This is a genomic window from Corynebacterium pseudotuberculosis (assembly GCF_002155265.1).
GTDB lineage: Bacteria > Actinomycetota > Actinomycetes > Mycobacteriales > Mycobacteriaceae > Corynebacterium > Corynebacterium pseudotuberculosis.
Window position 1 is genome coordinate 2,112,091 of record NZ_CP021251.1, and the last position, 17,871, is coordinate 2,129,961.

The window sequence follows — 17,871 nt, forward strand, 5'->3', positions numbered from 1 at the left end:
TTTCCTAAACACACGGCGCGGTAGGAAAAACATGCTTGCCTTCTAGATAATCCAGTATTTCTCGGGCTGATCCCGGACGGATAAGCTCGATGCGCTCGCCTACAAGGCAATACTCATACCCCCTTATCTTCCGTAGCGGAGACACCATCGCGCTGAACTCTGGATAGGAACAAGGCAAGTCAGGGTGGGAAAGAGAAAACGTCGTTGCTATCCCGCGCGCTATCCGTCCAGAGAAAGCTCTACTGCTCAGTGTTTTCCCGCCTGCAGCAATCATCGCTCTATTTGCTTCGCTGGTCCCTGCTTCATGGGAAAGAAGAAAGGCAGAACCACAGCTCACTGCGCACGCTCCCACGGACAAAGCGACTTTCACATCCCTGGCGGTTCTGATCCCACCGGCTGCGATAAGTACGGCGTCTGGGTGACGTGCATGGATCATAGAACATAATTCTGCAGTGGAGAAGGGAGTCGGGGTTTCACAAACATCCCACGTGAGCCTATGGCCTCCTGCCTCATGTCCTTGCGCAATAAGAGCATCCACACCACGAGACAATGCGACTTCGGTTTCTTCCAGGCTAGTTACCGATGCCCATGCCTCCGCCCCTACGCTATGAATTTTTCGTATTTCTTCCGCAGTAAAACACCCAAAGGAGCTGGATACCACTTTAGGCCCGTAGCCTTCTTTACATGCGGCGAAAACTACGTCTTGTTTTGCAAGAAAATCATTCGAGTAATCAACCACAGGTATAGCTGGTTGAGGTACTCCGGCTTTAGCATATTCTTTTGCCAAGAGTCGGTGGAGAAGTTTCACCGCATCAGGATCGGTGCGATGTAACTGCGGATAGAAAAAATTAACTCCATAGGGTTCTCCCCGTAATAATTGAGCGCACTCTCGTATGTCTTGCTCAAGTAGTGCGACGTCTTTGTTTCCTGAAGCCAAAAACCCCAATCCCCCGCTCTTGGAAATAGCTGCAGCGAGCGCCGGCGTCGACGGACCTCCGGCCATTGGAGCACCGACGATAGGGCGACTAAGCTTTTCCAGAATCCGCGACGTCATAGTCGCATGCTAGTGGAAAGACAAAAAGCATGACGTTTAGAGAATTTTTTCAGCGCATCTTCGCACCCAAGAGATCAACCGTTCAGCCGCATGCGGACATAAACGCAGCTACTGATCGCCCGACCCCTGAATGGATCGTGATCGGACTTGGCAACCCGGACAACAAATATGCCAGAAATCGACACAACGTGGGATACATGGCTGTGGATGCGTTATTAGGCGATGTTCCGCTCATCCAGCGGCGAGGCCTGCCTGTTAGAGAGGCACGTCTTAGGATTAACCAACACGAGGTAGCAGTACTGCGCTCCACGACCTACATGAACAACTCAGGAGAAGCCATCGCTCCCATCGCAGAAGAATATGGCATTGCAGCCGATCACATCATTATCCTGCACGATGAACTAGACCTTCCCCACGGCACTGTTCGCATTAAAAAAGGAGGAAATGAAAACGGGCACAATGGATTGAAATCCAGCAGTGCCTTGCTCAATACCCGCGATTACCTGCGGATACGCATGGGTATTTCTCGGCCTCCGCAAGGGATGTCTGTGCCAGATTATGTGCTCGGCGATATTGAGCACGATGAAGCGCTTGACAGCATGATCTCGAGATCTACGGAAGCGGTCCGCCTGATTGTTACTGAAGGAATCGCAAGAGCACAAAACACAATTCATTCCGCATAGCTAAGCTAGGACCATGCGAACAATCGTAATTACCGGTGCAAGTGATGGAATCGGTGCCGCCGCTGCGAGGCTATTAGCTGCACAACACCCAGAAGATAGATTGGTGTTAGTAGGAAGGAATCCGCAGAAAACAGCAGCTATAGCGGAATCAGTCGGAGCTGATTTTTTCTGTGCAGATTATTCTTCGCTTGCCGATGTGCGTCGACTAGCTCATGAGCTCTTAGCCGCCTGCGATCGCATCGATGTGCTTGCCAATAATGCCGGCGGTATCTTTGATGGTCCCATCGTTACTGAAGACGGTTTTGAGCAAACATTCCAGATCAACTATCTCGCGCCTTTTCTGCTCACGCACGAGCTGTTCCCTCTCCTTGAGAAGTCGAAGGCGCGCGTTGTTATGACCTCTAGTCTGGCCAATGTGCTCTTTGGTCGCCTGGATTTTGATGACCTCATGGGGCTCAAAGACTACAAAACAAATCGTGCCTACGGAACCAGCAAGCTTGCAGACCTGCTCTTCGCGCGGTCGTTGCATCATAAATTCCACCACCGCGGAATCAGCACAGTTGCCTTCCACCCAGGCGTAGTATTGACCAACTTTGCGCAAGATTCACATGGCTTTCTCAGTCGCTTCTACAAGAATCCCTTGGCCAGCAAATTGAGCATTTCCGCAGAACAGGGCGGGAAAAATCTGGCCTACTTTATCGACGGCACTCCCACCATCACGTGGCAATCGGGTGTCTACTACAGCGATAAGCTTCGTCCTGGCTTAGTCAACCCATTAGCGCGTTCTCAAAGAGCAGCGGATACCCTTTTCACGCGTACGGAATCCATGCTTGGCATACACTTTGGCCAGCCCATAGCCAATAGTTGATGCCCTAATCGAACCCGCCCCCTCAGCTCTGGTTTCCATGAGTAGCTTGCCTTCCGTGAGTAGGAGGGGTCGGCAAATTCGGGACATTGAGTCAAGACGATTATCCTTATCAATCATGAGTACTCTTTCCAGCGAAGCATCACGTCGCCGAACTTTTGCAGTCATCGCCCACCCAGACGCAGGTAAGTCCACGCTGACGGAGGCCCTCGCACTGCATGCGCACGTCATTGCAGAGGCTGGCGCGGTACATGGCAAAGCCGGTAGGAAAGCGACTGTCTCCGACTGGATGGACATGGAAAAAGACCGCGGTATCTCTATTGCTTCCTCGGCGTTACAGTTTGAGTACGCTCCCGAGGGGCACACAGGCGAGCCATTTGTGATCAATCTGGTGGATACTCCCGGTCACGCAGACTTTTCCGAGGATACATATCGAGTTCTCACCGCCGTCGATGCCGCAGTAATGCTTATCGACGCCGCCAAAGGTCTTGAACCTCAAACCCTCAAGCTCTTCCGAGTGTGTAAAGCCCGCGGCCTCCCCATTGTTACTGTGGTTAACAAGTGGGACCGCCCAGGCCGTACGCCACTAGAGCTTGTCGACGAGATAGTCAACGAAATCGGTCTCCAGCCCACTCCGCTCTTCTGGCCAGTAGGAGACGCCGGGGACTTCCGTGGGCTTGCGCGTATCAACGCAGACGGCGAAGCCACAGAATATATCCACTTCCTACGCACTGCCGGCGGCTCTACCATTGCTCCCGAAGAACATTATTCTCCAGAAGAGGCGGAGCAACGCGAAGAGACCACATGGGAAACTGCGGTGGAAGAAGCTGAGCTCCTTGCCGCAGACGGGGCCATACATGACCAAGATCTCTTCCTTGATTGCACTACATCACCACTGATTTTTGCTTCTGCAATGCTGAACTTTGGTGTCCATCAAATTTTAGATACCCTGTGCAGCCTCGCTCCCTCTCCTAGCGGCCGAGCATCCGATACTAAAGCCGTATCCGAGGCCACGACGGCGATCGATGAGTCACGGGACGTTACTGATGACTTCTCCGGCGTAGTTTTCAAGGTCCAGGCTGGCATGGATAAAAACCACCGCGATTCCCTAGCTTTTATGCGCATCGTATCCGGTGAGTTTGATCGCGGTATGCAGGTAACCCATGCACAATCGGGACGTAGTTTTTCCACAAAATACGCGCTAACAGTTTTCGGCCGAACCCGGTCCACAGTGGAAACCGCCTATCCAGGCGACATCGTTGGTTTAGTAAATGCTGGCGCTTTGGCTCCCGGCGACACCATCTTTGAGGGAAGAAAAGTCCAATACCCACCGATGCCGCAATTCGCTCCAGAGCATTTCCGCATCCTCAGGGCCAAGTCTCTAGGAAAATACAAGCAGTTCCGCAAAGGGTTGGATCAGCTTGCCGCTGAAGGCGTTGTCCAAATTCTTAAGAATGATGCCCGTGGTGATGCAGCCCCTGTCATGGCTGCAGTTGGCCCTATGCAGTTTGAAGTCATGATGGCCCGCATGGAAAACGAGTACAACGTGGAGACCGTCTCAGATCCGATCCCTTATTCTGTGGCTCGTCGTACCACGCCAGAAACCGCAACGGAGCTGTCCAAACAGCGCGGTGTGGAGGTGTTCCAACGTACCGACGGCGAGCTTGTGGCCCTCTTTGGAGATAAATGGAAGCTTGCTTTCATAGAAAAGGAGCATCCCGAGTTCGAACTACTCCCCATGGTTGCAGACTAAGGTACGCTCACGATAAATAGAGAAAGCCGCAGTTTTCACAGTAACTGCGGCTTTCTTTATTCGTTTTATTTGGATAGTTCTTCTGCAAAACGATCCGTTGCGGCGACAAGTGCCGCAACATTTTCTTTTTCACTAGCAGCATGGCCAGAAGTCGGTGAGAAATGGAATTCAGCCTCCGGCCACGCCCGGTGGAGATTCCACGCGGTAACGGGTGGGCAGACGACGTCGTAACGCCCCTGAACAATCACCGCAGGGATGTTCCGGATACGTTCGATATTGGCAGGTTCTAACAACTCTCCGTCGCGCATAAAGCCCTGATGCATAAAGTAATGGTTCTCAATGCGTGCAAAGGCCAAAGCAAAACGCTCATCCTCATGGTCGTGGGTATCTCGAATCTCTAGGAAAGATGTCGAGCCCTCCCAGACACTCCATGCGCGAGCGGCTTCGAGCGCTACAGCACGGTCCTGCGAATGGAGAAGCTTGTGATACTCAGCGATAAGGTCCACGCCGTCAAGATGAGTCGCCCCAGATAGGTCGCCTGCGGCAGGTTTTTTGTCCTCTGGGATTACGGAGAGATACCGTTCCCACTTGTCCGGGAAGAGATGAGCAGCACCGCCATTGTAAAACCAGTCCAACTCAGTCTTCCGCAGCATAAAAATTCCCCGTAGCACCACGGCAAGCACACGGTCTGGATGTGTTTGGGTGTACTTGAGCGATAAGGTAGATCCCCACGAACCACCGAAAACCAGCCATTTATCTATTCCGAGCTGTTGGCGTATCGCCTCTATGTCTTCAACTAGTTTGGGCGTGGTGTTCGCTGCCAAAGCAGATTCTAGATCAGTGTCCGGATCTGCAATATGCGGGGTAGATTTTCCGCAACCACGCTGGTCAATCAAGATGACTCGGTATTTATCCTGGTCAAAAAATCCTGCGTTCTCTTTTGTTGTTCCACCGCCAGGCCCACCATGGATAAAAACTGCTGGGATACCTTGCGGATTTCCATATTCTGTATAAGCAATACGCTGCCCTTCGCGTTCAATATACGATTGAGCGATCGGGTCGGCGACCGGATAAAGAGTTTTCATCCTTCACAGCCTAGCCGTGAAACCACGCTGAAGAGACGAATGTGAGGTTTCTGTTCGACCGCAGAGGCGAAACCGCCTGCTATAGATGTGTAATCCCCATGAATATCAAAGCTATAGCTACAAAATAACCGGACCACAGAGCTACGCGGTTGCTATTACAGCGGGCCCATTCGAATGCCCTACCCAAAGGGCTTTCTGGAAAGGCACGCACAAACCCCACGCCTACTGCGCAGAAAAACGGAAGGCTCAGAGCAAGGGAAGCATAAAGGAACAATGCAATGTAACTGAACATTCTGCTGTACTCGCCGGTGGCAAGATAGGCCAAGCCTGTAAAAAAAGGAATCGAGGTGATTGATTGCGTCACTCCCAAGGTAAAACCTACAGTCACCGTCTTAATACTTGGTGTACGCAGCGCCTCAAATAGACGCTGCACTAATCCCGCTGAGTCTCCACCACGCCATGTAAGAATGATTACGGCTATTCCCGTCACTATTAAGATCATGCCGAAAACGGGTGAGTCTATAAAGGCCCGGACTTTGTCTTCTATCGAGTGGAATAGCGCCAAGGTAGGGATTGAAAGCAGAAAAACGCCTAGCCAGTCTCCTAGGATTAATAACGATACTATTTTTCCGTAGGGCCCCCCGCGAGGCACCAGCAGAGCCACCGCGACAATGACCCCGATAAGTAAAACATTAATGGAGTCCATGAGAGCATAGCTCACAGCGTACAACACGATGAAGACTCCCTCGCCTTAAAAAACACTGACAGCAGGATCATTGATCACAGCCTTAACGAGTGTACGGATTCCCTCTAAACTTGCGCAACGCGTCCTCACAAAACTGTGGCGCGATTGCGAGCGTGAAAAGATTATGTTTTACGGGGGCCGGCTAAGCAGCGTGCGTCACGCACTATCCCAATTCATCCCTTAAATAGCATTAATTTTCCAATCATGTTCTTCCAAAACAAGAGACCATCTTCCCCCATTAAGGTGTGCCAAGAGCAGGAAAGTTCACAATAAATATCCGCCCCACCCGCTTCTTTCACTAACATTGCGGGGGTGCGCGACTGATTTCAATGTCGCCGCTCGATTTCATACTTCGACACTATTTAAGGACCTCTACCTCCCATGGCACAGGACTGGAACGATAAGCTGGAATCCGCACAAAAGATGCTCCCCTTGATTGGGCAGCTACACCGCAACAGCAACGTAGTTGTCTCCGTCTTTGGCCGGTTGCTTATCGACGTCACCGACATCGACATCATCAAGGCGCACCGCTACTCCCGGCTAGCTACAGAAACAGAGCTTTCTCCCGCGGACACTCTCCCGATCCTGGAAGCAGTGGCGCGGCTGAACCTGGGAACTGCCTCAATCGATCTAGGACGCCTCGCAGTCCTTTATCGCGAGCAGGGCGGCGATCTGGAGCAATTCCTTTCTTCCGAGCTCGCTTCAGTCATCGGAACCGAGTCCGAACAGGAGCCTACGGACGTAGTCCTCTACGGCTTTGGCAGAATTGGCCGCCTCCTAGCCAGGATCCTTATTGCGCGTGAAGCTGCTCATGGAGGGGTCCGACTCCGCGCTATTGTGGTTCGAAAAAAGGGCGAAGGGGACATCATTAAGCGAGCCTCACTCCTACGGCGCGACTCCGTCCACGGGGCATTCAATGGAACCATCACTGTTGATGAGGAAAATGAAGTCATCTGGGCTAACGGCACCGCAATCAAGATGATTTACGCGAATGATCCCATTGCCATCGACTACACCTCTTATGGCATCAACAACGCTATCGTGGTGGATAACACTGGAGTCTGGCGTGATCGTGCAGGATTGAGCCAACACCTTAGCGCAAAAGGCGTAAAGCGAGTTATTCTCACGGCTCCAGGTAAAGGCGACCTCAAGAACGTTGTTTATGGCATCAATCACGATGATATTTCTGATTCCGATCAGATTGTCACCGCTGCTTCCTGCACCACCAATGGCATCACCCCTACACTCAAGGTGATCAACGATCACTATGGCATCGAAAACGGCCACGTAGAAACCGTGCATTCCTTTACTAACGATCAAAATCTGATCGATAACTTCCATAAAGGAGCTCGCCGCGGACGCGCTGCAGGTCTCAACATGGTGTTAACAGAAACAGGGGCTGCAAAGGCAGTATCAAAAGCCCTCCCAGAGCTCGAGGGCAAGCTCACCGGAAATTCCATCCGAGTCCCCACTCCCGATGTATCCATGGCAGTGCTCAACCTCACCTTAGAGAGGGAAGTCTCGCGCGAAGAGGTCAACGAGCTCATGGACAAAGTCGCACTGCATTCGGATCTGCGTCAGCAAATTTCCTATATCAATTCCCCTGAAGTCGTATCCTCAGACTTTGTGGGTAGCACCCATGCGGGTATCGTCGACGGTCTTGCCACTATTGCTAATGGGAAGCATCTTGTGCTCTATGTCTGGTACGACAATGAGTTCGGATATTCAAACCAAGTCATCCGCATTGTTGAGCACGTGGCGGGTGCACGGCCCAAGGTTCTCCCAGAACGGATTCCTTCACATCAAATCTAAGTCTTCAAAAAGCGCTAAAGGTGCGGCTTCCTCACTCGGAGCCGCACCTTTAGCTTTTTAATTATGTGGTGCGCCACCCGCCCCTCTTTTAGGCAAAGCTTGCGCAGACTGCCACGGCTGCGCAAGAACTGAGAGCTGCTGCGAGACATGAACACATACCCTCAGTGGTTTTGCCTTATAAAGAGCATTATTTCCGTAGATATCGTTGAAGACCGGTGCCCAAGATTCCCTTAGCCAAGATCGTGCCACATGTGAAAAGCTGACATCTTTTCACACCTCAGCAGAGGGAAGGCCTTCGCCTTTATCAAAAAATAAAACTACAGCGACGTAGAAGCGAGTGAACGCCGTCTTTATATTCCCGATACCGGGACTAGCTTAAAAACCAACTACTCGTTACGGCAGGAAGCTCTATGGAGAAGTCGGCGAATTTTTGCATCGCCGTGGAGAGCTATATTCACGGAAGAACCGCATTCGGCTCGACCTTTCAAACGCTATGCTAAAACGCGTCATTGCATACTGCTTTCTCTCTGGGCTCGAATCCCCGCAAGCCTGATCTACGTGTGCTGAAGCCGGTCTCCTGGCTACTGCTGCCGTTGTTTCTGTTCCCTTCCCGCTTAGTGCAGTGAGAACACGAGGCTTTCTTGTGCAGTTACAGTGGCGGGGTCCGCTGCCGGATTTTCACCGGCATTCCCGATCACTTCAGCTATGTTCTCACCTTAGCAAGGCTTGGAACAAAGGGCACCCATTGTGGAAAAATCTTAGAAAACTACACCTAAAAGTACCTAGCAACACTCATAGGACTTTTGTTCACGCTTCTAGCCTTTTATTTCCGATGCTCTATGCACCTGTGTTGTCGCTGGGCAATATTACGCACGGCACAGTAGTTGCAATACCTGATCGGACCAATTTTTCTTAGGTTCGCTAGGATAAGCTAAGATCATTCACCTTTCTCGGAGAATTGAATCACTGTAGTTCCCTCGTGCGCCCCATGAAATATCCCTCTAAACAAGGGGAACCATTTCACCTTGGCTCATCCGTCAGAATGTCTCCCTATCTTGAAAGGTTGTTGCGAATGTTTTTACCCGCCCCCACAAATTTCAACGATGTGATTGTCGACGGAGTTATTTCTCAAGCTGAAATTTCTGAGGCTTTTACTCAACTGCTCGGATACGTACACGAATATGAGTTCAATGCCACGCCCACTGGTTATCAAATTCAATTTCACACCCGGCGCGGCCTGCATACTTATGAGGGCGTTCTAGCCGCCCACATCGATCCGGAACGCATGTGGAAATGGGCTCAGGAATACACTTTTGACATTCCTGAGCTTTCCTTGGAGCAACCCGCAAGCGATGAACTTATTGCAGCGGCACGAACCCTCAATGGAAATGGGCCCGCATATTTAGTGCCGCTCGCTGACGGTGCGTTAGACGTAGTCATCCTGAGCGATGTACTTCCTCACTTATCCTTGCCTGCAGCATTAACCGTAGGACTTGGCAATCTGCGTACAGCTGACCCCGATGACCTCAAGAGAGCCGTCCTGGCATACGCAGCCCAACGAGGACTCAGTTTCCAAGAAGACTCTGACCGGCTTGAGGTGTCTTCTTCTGATGGAAACACTGCGTCCATAGACATCATCCGAGGCACAGTGGATTGTCCCGAATGGGATGGAAAAAATCTTTCGCTCTCCAACGTTCAATCAGACGCTGCCCTGGTCTCCGCAGAACATCAGCTTTTATTTGAGGGAACCTATCCCGATGCGCATGTCACTGTAGACCCACATACGGCTACTGCAACTATCAAATCTGCTTATGGAGAATCCGCAACCGCAGAGGCCACAATTCTGGCGGTAGTCGATCATAATTGGACATGGGCGTGGAACGATGAAAAGCTCATGCACTCTCCTGGCGTAACAAGGGCTCTCGGGCTCAAAGCTTTTGCTATGGACAATGGCATACCTGAGCTATTAGGACAGGCCATCCCTTTGCACCGCGCCCAGGAGCTCGCACTTGAGTCCGTGGCAAAACCCATACTCCGAGAATGGGTCCACGTAGTAGCTTCCCTACCAGATGGCCGCCGCGCCATGCTTTTATTACGGTCATCCCAACTCCAGTTACCGGCAGCAACAAAAGCTTCTATTGCCGCTACCCTCAGTTGTCCGCTACCTCCCATGGTGGACACACAAAGGGCTATTTCAACCTATTCGCATTTCCGCGGCATTGCCTCATCGGCATTTGATAGTTATACGATTCGGCTCAGCTGTTCGGATGGAAGCGTACTTATCTCTTTTAACGCCGATGGAGCTATCGTCGGGGTGAACTAATCAAGAAGCCCCAAGATTTTTTTCAAAAGGTGCCGGGTTAACAGTCTCTGTGTCTTTGGGATCAAAATGAGGTTCTCTGTCCTTATCCACCAATACGGCACGAACGCCTTCTGCAAAATTGGGGTTTGCACGCATATGTTCTCCCAAAGCAACCTCGTGATCAAGTTCTTCACATAATGTTGTGCAAAGCGCTGACGCTCGCATTAAAAGAGTGGATGCTACAAGCGACTCCGGGTTTGCGCCCTTGAGTAATTCAGTAACTTGAGCGGCAAACACCCGGTCAGGATGCGCGCCTAACGCATGTTCGATGTCTGGCCAGGTATCAAAGCCAAAGGTTTTCTCAATACTAGGATAAATTTTTTCTAGTTCTGATTCTCCCGGCGCGTCTGTGGAAAAAGCCTCCAGGGCTTCGTCCAAAGATTCAGCGATTATCATTTCACGGAACTCAGCAAACGCGCTACTAGGCACAAAGTCGGTTGCCACCCCCGCCCACATCATATCTGCGGGGCTCATACGCCAGCCGGTTAAGACTAGGAACTTGGCCAAGGGTAGCGACGCAAAGCCCTTGAGTCCGGTCATTCGCTGAAGCATAAAGGGCACCCCCACGTCAGGGTTGAAGCCGATAGCCATCTCCGGCATCGCGGCAAAAGCTTTCTCACTAATAATGCGATGGGAGCCATGCACGGATACTCCGAGACCTCCGCCCATAGCTACGCCGTCGATAAGCGAAATATAGGGCTTGGGAAACAACGCAATGTTGTTATTCATCTCGTACTCGTCAGCAAAGAATTGATCGCTCGCACAGCTTTTCCCAGCTAGGATCTGTTCCCGGCTGGTTCGGACATCACCACCAGCACAGAAGGCTTTTTCTGAAGTAGAACACACGATAACCCTGTGAACTGCATCATCGTCCCACCATGCGTCTAAAGCCTGGTCAATCCGGTCAATCATTTCCTGGTTCAAAGAGTTCAAGGCTTTAGGCCTGTTCAACTCGATAATCCCAGTGGTGTTTTCCACGTAGATGTTGACTACTTCCTGATCGCGCCATGTGGTGTCTACTGCATTCATAATCACCAGTGTTGCACATCACTCGAATAATTGCAGTAGCTTTCCTCATTCTTCAGCACAGTCCGACGGCGGAAATGTGCACGGAGCCAGTCGACGGTAGGCTAATAACGCACATTATGCGGTTCAACAACGCTAGAAGGAACAGATGACCCCTCGCATTATCGCCACAGACATGGACGGAACTCTGCTCAATCACAAGCATGAAATCCCCGAGTCTTTTTGGCCGCTCCTCAACCGGATGCATAAGCAAGAGATCATTTTCGCTCCTGCGAGCGGAAGACAACTATATACGCTTCTTAATCAATTTGAGCGCAGCACCAAGCAGCTGTCCGTGATCGCTGAAAACGGAACCGTTGTCTATCACGAGGGATCCATCGTTTCTACAACCACTATCGATCAGGAACTAGCGCATGCCGTTATCGCGCTAATGGATACCACGGACCTCCCCTGGGGACTTATCCTCTGCCGCGTCGACGGCGCTTTCATGCACAAAAAACACAAACGGTTTTTGTCCGAGAGTATCCGCTACTACGCGCGGCTAGAGCAGGTCGACGATCTACATTCCTATGTCGACGATACTGTGGTAAAGCTGGCTGTTTTACCGAGGCTGATGCCGAATCTATAGCAGCACCGCTTATACGTTCAGCGGCTAAAGAACTTAACGTGGTGGTTTCTGGGCATCATTGGATTGATGTGATGAACCCCGCGGCTAACAAGGGAATTGCTTTGCAGGCTCTCGCGGACGCTACTGGTACCCATATAAGCGATACGCTCGTGTTTGGCGACTTCCTCAACGACCTCGAGTTACTTGAAACAGCTGGCACCTCCTATGCCATGGATAACGCACACCCAAGGATTAAAGACATCGCCGATGCGGTAGCCCCCTCTAACGCAGATGAAGGCGTGATACACGTCATATCGAGCATTCTCGACACTATAGAAGCCCGTACATCCAGTTCTTAGACGAGACCAAGGAACGTTCCCTTTTACTATGAATCCTTTAACACAGCTTCTCGACGCCACCCTCATTATTGGAGGGGTCCCTATTCTCTGGCGCGAGATCATCGGCAACCTCTTTGGCTTGGCTTCCGCCTATGGAGGAATGAAACGCGTGGTCTGGGCATGGCCCATTGGGATAGTGGGCAATCTGTTATTGTTCACTGTCTTCCTAGGCGGAGTTTTTAATACTCCACAAAACCTAGACCTATACGGGCAAGCAGGCCGTCAAGTCATGTTCCTCATAGTCAGTGCCTACGGATGGTGGCAATGGTCCCGTGCAAAGAAACGCGGCATGCGTGAATCCACTCACACGGACCCTTCGCGTTCCATCGTGAGTGAACCCGCCGAAGAGTCTTCTGCGGTTCAGCCGCGCTGGGCAAGCGTCAAGGAACGGTGGATGATGGTGGGCGTGGCCATCGCCGGCACCGTTTTCTTTGCTTGGGTCTTTACATCTCTTGGTTCCTGGGGCCCGTGGGCAGACGCATGGATCTTTACCGGCTCAATGCTAGCCACGTATGGGATGGCCCGGGGCTGGACAGAGTTCTGGCTTATCTGGATTGGAGTCGATATAGTCGGCGTCCCTCTCCTACTCGCTGCAGGCTACTATCCATCAGCTATTTTGTATCTGATTTATGGGGCCTTTGTACTGTGGGGATTCTTTGTATGGCTGAAGGTTCAGTCTCGTCCGGTTTCAGCTAGTTAACCCTCCCATAAAAAGGCACCGACGGCCCGTCCGCCGTCGGTGCAGTATAAACACGAGCGACTTAGTAAAGCAGGTTATTTCCCTTTTTTACGTTTTGCCTTCTTCTCTTCCAGCTTCGCTGCTACATCCGGAACATAACGGAAGTCAGATCGTGGTGGCCGTACATAATCCTTTTTCAGTGGCGGACGCTGCGGAATTTCTGGCAGCGGTCGATCAATCTTCTCATAAGGAATGGTGGAAAGAAGATGACTGATCACGTTGATGCGAGAACGCTTTTTATCTTCTGATTCAACGGTGTACCACGGTGCTGAGGGAATATCTGTATGAATAAACATCTCATCCTTGGCCCGTGAGTAATCTTCCCACTTCATAATGGACTGCAAGTCCATCGGCGAGAGTTTCCAACGCCGTAGAGGGTCACTACGACGCGACTCAAACCTCTTAATCTGCTCCTCATCAGACACTGAGAACCAATATTTCCGCAGCATAATTCCGTCTTCAACCAAGAGCTGCTCAAAAATGGGAGCCTGGTGCAAAAAGCGACGGTACTCTTGAGAATCGCAAAAACCCATCACACGCTCTACTCCAGCACGGTTGTACCAAGAGCGATCAAAAATAACTATTTCTCCAGCCGTGGGAAGTTTTTCCACGTATCGCTGGAAATACCATTGGCCCTGTTCTCTTGAGCTAGGCGCGGGGAGAGCCTCTATCCGGCATGTGCGTGGATTCAGATACTGCGTTATCCGCTTAATAGCAGAACCTTTACCCGCGGCATCGCGCCCCTCCATGATCACAACAACGCGAGCGCCTGTCTCCACCACCCACTGCTGCATATCTACAAGTTCAGCCTGCAGCTTTTTGAGTTCTTTCTCATAGGCCTTCTTAGAAAGTTTCCTGGGGGCCTTGGCCTTTTTCTCTTCTATATGTTCTTTTGCCATGTAACCACAATACTGAAGTTTATTTACACCAAGTGCAAAAAGTCAGTTTTTCCTGGTTAGTGCCCCTATGACACATAGCTACAGGGAGAACATGCCACGAGAGCAACTGTACCTAGTGAGATACTGCTTCCGACGTTGGAAAGGTAGCAGTGCTGCTTACACCAGATTCACAAGTCACAGTGACCGTATGCTGCCCTCCTACAGGGCCTGGCCCTAGGACATCAGGCGCCGTAATGCGTCCGATGAGTTGATCCGCATCAGATGCGGGTCCCGAGTTGTGCCTCAGCTCCAAAAGAAGTTTTAGCCATTGCTTTGGCGTCGCCAGGAAGGCAGCGCGCTGCAATCGTAATAGTGCTATTGGGCTTTAATAATCCGTCGATTGTAATGGGAAAGGTTGCAGTCACTGCTGGTGCATCAGTTACATCAGTATGCGCGTCCGCAGTCGAGTTTTGTGTTTTGTAATAGATAAATGCGCCAGCGGATAGTCCCGCTACGGCTACAACACTAATAGCAATACCCAAGAAGGCTTTTGTCATAGTGGAATCTCCATTCGTCGAGTAAATGGAAGCCTTTTCGCATCTACTATAGATTGTGTCTCGAGCCTGCTAGGCATTGCGCAACAACGCCGTTTAAAAAAGCGGTAGCCGCAGCTACCGCTCAACAGAAGGACCTGTCCCCTAGGCTTAATCCACCCGGAACTCCGCCATCTTGTCCCACTCGGTCTTACCATCAATATGAACATTGATAATGTCCGGAGTTTCAATGAGATACTTAGGCATCTCCTCGCAAGCCTTCTTAAAGGCATCCGACTCTACATGGGCAACATCGGAACCGTCCTTGAAGCCTTCTAACAGCAAGAATTCATTTTCTTTCTCTGGGTTTTTAAACCAATCGAAAAAGAGGTTTCCTTCTTCTGCCCGGCAAGCATCGGTATACCACTGCATCTCATCAAGAAAAGTATCCACGTATTCAGGACGTACCTGGAATTTCACGTTAATCAAAATCATGGTGCCCCAGTGTAGTCATCAGGTCCAGCATCTGCAGCGACTACTTCACTATGCTTCCAGTTGTTCGCCAAGCTCCATCCATTCCATTTCAAGTTCTTCGCGCTGCTCATTGAGCGCTCTAAGCTGGGCATCAAGCTCAGTCAACTTGGCAGTATCTACTGCTTCTGCAGCCACTGCCATAGCATTTGTGATCTTTTCAATCTGAGGATCAAGCTTGGCCATCTTCCGCTCCACAGATGCCATTTTCTTGTTGATCTCCCGCTCCTGCTGAGAGGTCAACGTACGCGCGGGAACAGCCTTATTTTCCTGTGAAGCAGCAGATACGCCTCCCAGGTCTACAGCACCACGGGACTCCCGAGCTGCCATAGCCTGACGACGCTCCAAGTACTCCTCGATTCCTCCCGGAAGGTTGGTGAGCTTTCCGTCGCCAAAAAGTGCCCACGTAGAATCCGCAATACGCTCGATAAGGTATCGGTCGTGTGAGATCACCACGAGGGTGCCAGCCCAAGAGTCAAGGAGCGACTCGAGTTCCTGAAGCGTGTCAATATCCAAATCATTGGTGGGCTCGTCGAGAAGCAACAAATTCGGCTCAGACATGAGCACCCGAGTCAACTGCAATCGACGGCGTTCCCCGCCAGAGAGATCACCAACCGGCGTTCTTTGCCGCTTAGCAGAAAAACCAAGGCGTTCAGCCAATTGAGAAGCGGAAAGTTCCTTCTTCCCTAACTGTATATAAGAGGCCACTTCTTCCACCGCATCGAGAAGGCGCAAGGTGGGGTCCAAGTCATCGAGCTCCTGCTTTAGCCAACCAAGCCTCACTGTACGTCCCTCGATGCGCTTGCCCTCGCTGAGCTCATAGGCACCCGCTAGGGCCTTCAGTAACGTAGTTTTCCCCGATCCATTGACGCCCACAAGGCCGATGCGTTCTCCCGGCGCGAGTCGCCATGTGAGATCCTGCACCAGGTTTGTGCCCTCTGGCGTTGCGATCGTGGCGTCTTCCAGCTCCACAACCACTTTTCCTTGGCGCTGCTTAGAAAACGCCATGAGTTCCACCTTGTTGCGCAGCTCAGGAACATTAGCGATCAAGGCTTCTGCAGCTTCAATCCGATATCGCGGTTTTGATGTGCGGGCCGGAGCACCCCGACGTAACCAGGCAAGCTCTTTCCGAGCAAGGTTCTGCCGCCGTTGTTCCATGGCATCGGCTTGACGAGAACGCTCTGCCCGCGCAAAGGTCCAGTCGTTATACCCGCCCTCGTAGGAATCAACAGTTCCGTCGTGTACTTCCCATGTCTGAGTGGCAAGGGTGTCTAGGAACCAACGGTCGTGGGTGACCACAACTATGGCTATCTTTCGCGCAAGAAGGTGTTCCGCTAACCACTGAACCCCTTCAACGTCCAGGTGGTTAGTGGGCTCATCAAGAACCACAAGATCAAGATCGCGCACAAGTGCCGCTGCGAGGTTAACTCGACGACGCTCCCCGCCCGATAGCTGCCCCACCGGGGTATCAAGGCCTAAATCAATAACCCCAATTCCTCCGAGGACTTCACGTACCTGAGCATTCGAGGCCCACTCGAAAGTTTGGAGTCCCAACGGGTTAAGGACCACATCACCTACGGTTTTTTCAGGATCCAATTCTGCCCGCTGCGTCACCACTGCCATTCGCAGGGCAGAATTATGGCTTACGCGTCCGGAATCTGGTGGCTCAATCCCTGTGATTACTTCCAATAGCGTGGTTTTACCGCCGCCGTTAAGCCCCACCACCCCGATGCGATCGCCGGTTTGGATGCCTAGACTCACGTCTTTTAGCAGAGTTGTGAGCCCAAACGATTTAGAGACATTCTCCAGATTTATCAGATTTGCCACTAGTGTTCTTTTCCTATGATCTGGTTGTGGTGGAAATGGTAGCGCCTAGCGCTGGACCTGTTGCGGTTGCAGCTGGTCCTATAAGCCGCAGCTCTGCGGCTACGTCCTCGGCGCTTTCCGCATCCGGGCAAAGAAAAGCGCAGGTGGGGCCAGAGCCAGAAATAATCCCTGCCAGCGCACCTGAGGCCTTACCCACCTCCAGAGTTTTTCTCAAACCTGGCTGAAGGGAAAGAGCTGCAGGTTGCATATCGTTGTGAAGATACTGAGCTACGTGGTACGGGTCTCCGCTAATCAGCGCTGCTGTCAGATCATCTACGGATAAGTGCGGGGTGCGTTGCATCTGATCTAGCTTGGCAAAGACCGCAGGAGTGCTAAGACCTTGTGTAGAAAAAGCTAACGCCCAATGATATTGGCCTCGGGACATAACGTGAACGAGGTTTTCTCCACGCCCGGTTCCCAGCCGCGTGCCGCCTAAAAGCGTGAAAGGAACGTCCGATCCTAAGGCACTGGCCATAGTGAGTAGCTGCTTATCAGTTGGTTTTACTGTGACGTATTCCTGCATAAGCCGAAGCGCCGCAGCAGCGTCTGCTGAGCCTCCTGCCATGCCGCCGGCTGTAGGAATTCCCTTTTTTAAGCAGATCCGTACTTTGTTCAGGGGAGGTCCGCCCCCAGAACGATGAAAAGCATAGACCATATCGGCGGCTTTCCACGCAAGATTGCTGTTATCGGTAGGAACTCCGTCAGCCTCATAGGCGTCAAGCTCAGCTACGATTCCGGATTTTTGATCGGTTGCAGTTCCGCGTAGCTCTACGCATTCCACTTCATCTTTAAGGCTCAAAGATTGAAAAATAGTGACAAGCTCGTGATAGCCGTCGTGGCGCCGCGGGCCCACTCCAAGGTGGAGGTTCACTTTTGAATGCGCGGTTGCTGTGATGCGTTTGCCGTGCTTAAGCTCCGGATTCTCCTCAATCAT

General features: G+C 51.5%; 15 protein-coding genes, 1 pseudogene and 1 riboswitch. Of the genes and pseudogenes, 7 read left to right on the forward strand and 9 right to left on the reverse strand.

Features of this window, described 5'->3' with window-relative positions:
- Positions 1-4 precede the first annotated feature (4 nt).
- Positions 5-1,054, reverse strand: a complete 1,050-nt coding sequence (locus CpATCC19410_RS09720; RefSeq protein ID WP_014300581.1) for a nitronate monooxygenase — start codon at positions 1,052-1,054, stop codon at positions 5-7.
- Positions 1,055-1,083: 29 nt separating this feature from the next.
- Between CpATCC19410_RS09720 and pth the strand changes: the two genes are divergently transcribed.
- From pth to CpATCC19410_RS09735, 3 genes are all read left to right on the forward strand, one after another.
- Positions 1,084-1,737 (forward strand): aminoacyl-tRNA hydrolase, encoded by a 654-nt coding sequence (pth, locus tag CpATCC19410_RS09725; RefSeq protein ID WP_013241554.1) that lies wholly within the window; start codon positions 1,084-1,086, stop codon positions 1,735-1,737.
- A gap of 13 nt (positions 1,738-1,750) precedes the next feature.
- Positions 1,751-2,605, forward strand: a complete 855-nt coding sequence (locus CpATCC19410_RS09730; RefSeq protein ID WP_013241553.1) for an SDR family NAD(P)-dependent oxidoreductase — start codon at positions 1,751-1,753, stop codon at positions 2,603-2,605.
- A 115-nt stretch (positions 2,606-2,720) separates the two neighbouring features.
- A complete protein-coding gene (locus CpATCC19410_RS09735) occupies positions 2,721-4,355 on the forward strand; it encodes a peptide chain release factor 3 (RefSeq protein ID WP_014300580.1) in 1,635 nt (544 codons plus the stop codon).
- Between the two features lie 65 nt (positions 4,356-4,420).
- Here the strand turns inward: CpATCC19410_RS09735 and pip are convergent, their stop codons facing one another.
- Complete coding sequence (pip, locus tag CpATCC19410_RS09740; protein WP_013241551.1) at positions 4,421-5,440, reverse strand: prolyl aminopeptidase; 1,020 nt, start codon at positions 5,438-5,440, stop codon at positions 4,421-4,423.
- 79 nt (positions 5,441-5,519) lie between these two features.
- Positions 5,520-6,173 (reverse strand): hypothetical protein, encoded by a 654-nt coding sequence (locus CpATCC19410_RS09745; RefSeq protein WP_013241550.1) that lies wholly within the window; start codon positions 6,171-6,173, stop codon positions 5,520-5,522.
- 393 nt (positions 6,174-6,566) lie between these two features.
- Here CpATCC19410_RS09745 and CpATCC19410_RS09750 point away from each other — a divergent pair, with 393 nt between their 5' ends.
- Positions 6,567-7,997, forward strand: coding sequence for a glyceraldehyde-3-phosphate dehydrogenase (locus CpATCC19410_RS09750; RefSeq protein WP_013241549.1), 1,431 nt, complete (start codon positions 6,567-6,569; stop codon positions 7,995-7,997).
- Positions 7,998-8,547: 550 nt separating this feature from the next.
- A riboswitch (cobalamin riboswitch) is annotated at positions 8,548-8,731 on the reverse strand.
- Positions 8,732-9,069: 338 nt separating this feature from the next.
- On the forward strand, positions 9,070-10,320 hold the full coding sequence (locus tag CpATCC19410_RS09760; RefSeq protein WP_014401079.1) for a DUF6882 domain-containing protein: 1,251 nt from the start codon (positions 9,070-9,072) through the stop codon (positions 10,318-10,320).
- On the opposite strand, the gene CpATCC19410_RS09765 is transcribed toward CpATCC19410_RS09760, so the two are convergent.
- Positions 10,321-11,388: an enoyl-CoA hydratase/isomerase family protein gene (locus CpATCC19410_RS09765; protein WP_014522162.1), complete on the reverse strand. Its 1,068-nt coding sequence runs from the start codon at positions 11,386-11,388 to the stop codon at positions 10,321-10,323.
- A gap of 145 nt (positions 11,389-11,533) precedes the next feature.
- Here CpATCC19410_RS09765 and CpATCC19410_RS09770 point away from each other — a divergent pair.
- Together CpATCC19410_RS09770 and CpATCC19410_RS09775 are read left to right on the forward strand one after the other, a co-directional pair.
- Positions 11,534-12,351, forward strand: a pseudogene (locus CpATCC19410_RS09770) (HAD family hydrolase).
- Positions 12,352-12,379: 28 nt separating this feature from the next.
- Positions 12,380-13,090, forward strand: coding sequence for a nicotinamide mononucleotide transporter family protein (locus CpATCC19410_RS09775; protein ID WP_013241542.1), 711 nt, complete (start codon positions 12,380-12,382; stop codon positions 13,088-13,090).
- 74 nt (positions 13,091-13,164) lie between these two features.
- Here CpATCC19410_RS09775 and ppk2 read toward each other — a convergent pair whose 3' ends face one another.
- The 5 genes from ppk2 to CpATCC19410_RS09800 form a co-directional block, all read right to left on the reverse strand.
- Positions 13,165-14,028, reverse strand: a complete 864-nt coding sequence (ppk2, locus tag CpATCC19410_RS09780; protein WP_013241541.1) for a polyphosphate kinase 2 — start codon at positions 14,026-14,028, stop codon at positions 13,165-13,167.
- Positions 14,029-14,285: 257 nt separating this feature from the next.
- Positions 14,286-14,564, reverse strand: coding sequence for a hypothetical protein (locus CpATCC19410_RS09785; RefSeq protein ID WP_013241540.1), 279 nt, complete (start codon positions 14,562-14,564; stop codon positions 14,286-14,288).
- A 147-nt stretch (positions 14,565-14,711) separates the two neighbouring features.
- Positions 14,712-15,035 carry a putative quinol monooxygenase gene (locus tag CpATCC19410_RS09790; RefSeq protein ID WP_013241539.1) on the reverse strand — a complete coding sequence of 108 codons (324 nt, stop codon included), beginning with the start codon at positions 15,033-15,035 and terminating at the stop codon, positions 14,712-14,714.
- Between the two features lie 48 nt (positions 15,036-15,083).
- Positions 15,084-16,898 carry an ABC-F family ATP-binding cassette domain-containing protein gene (locus CpATCC19410_RS09795; protein ID WP_013241538.1) on the reverse strand — a complete coding sequence of 605 codons (1,815 nt, stop codon included), beginning with the start codon at positions 16,896-16,898 and terminating at the stop codon, positions 15,084-15,086.
- 13 nt (positions 16,899-16,911) lie between these two features.
- Positions 16,912-17,871, reverse strand: coding sequence for a 4-(cytidine 5'-diphospho)-2-C-methyl-D-erythritol kinase (locus tag CpATCC19410_RS09800; protein ID WP_013241537.1), 960 nt, complete (start codon positions 17,869-17,871; stop codon positions 16,912-16,914).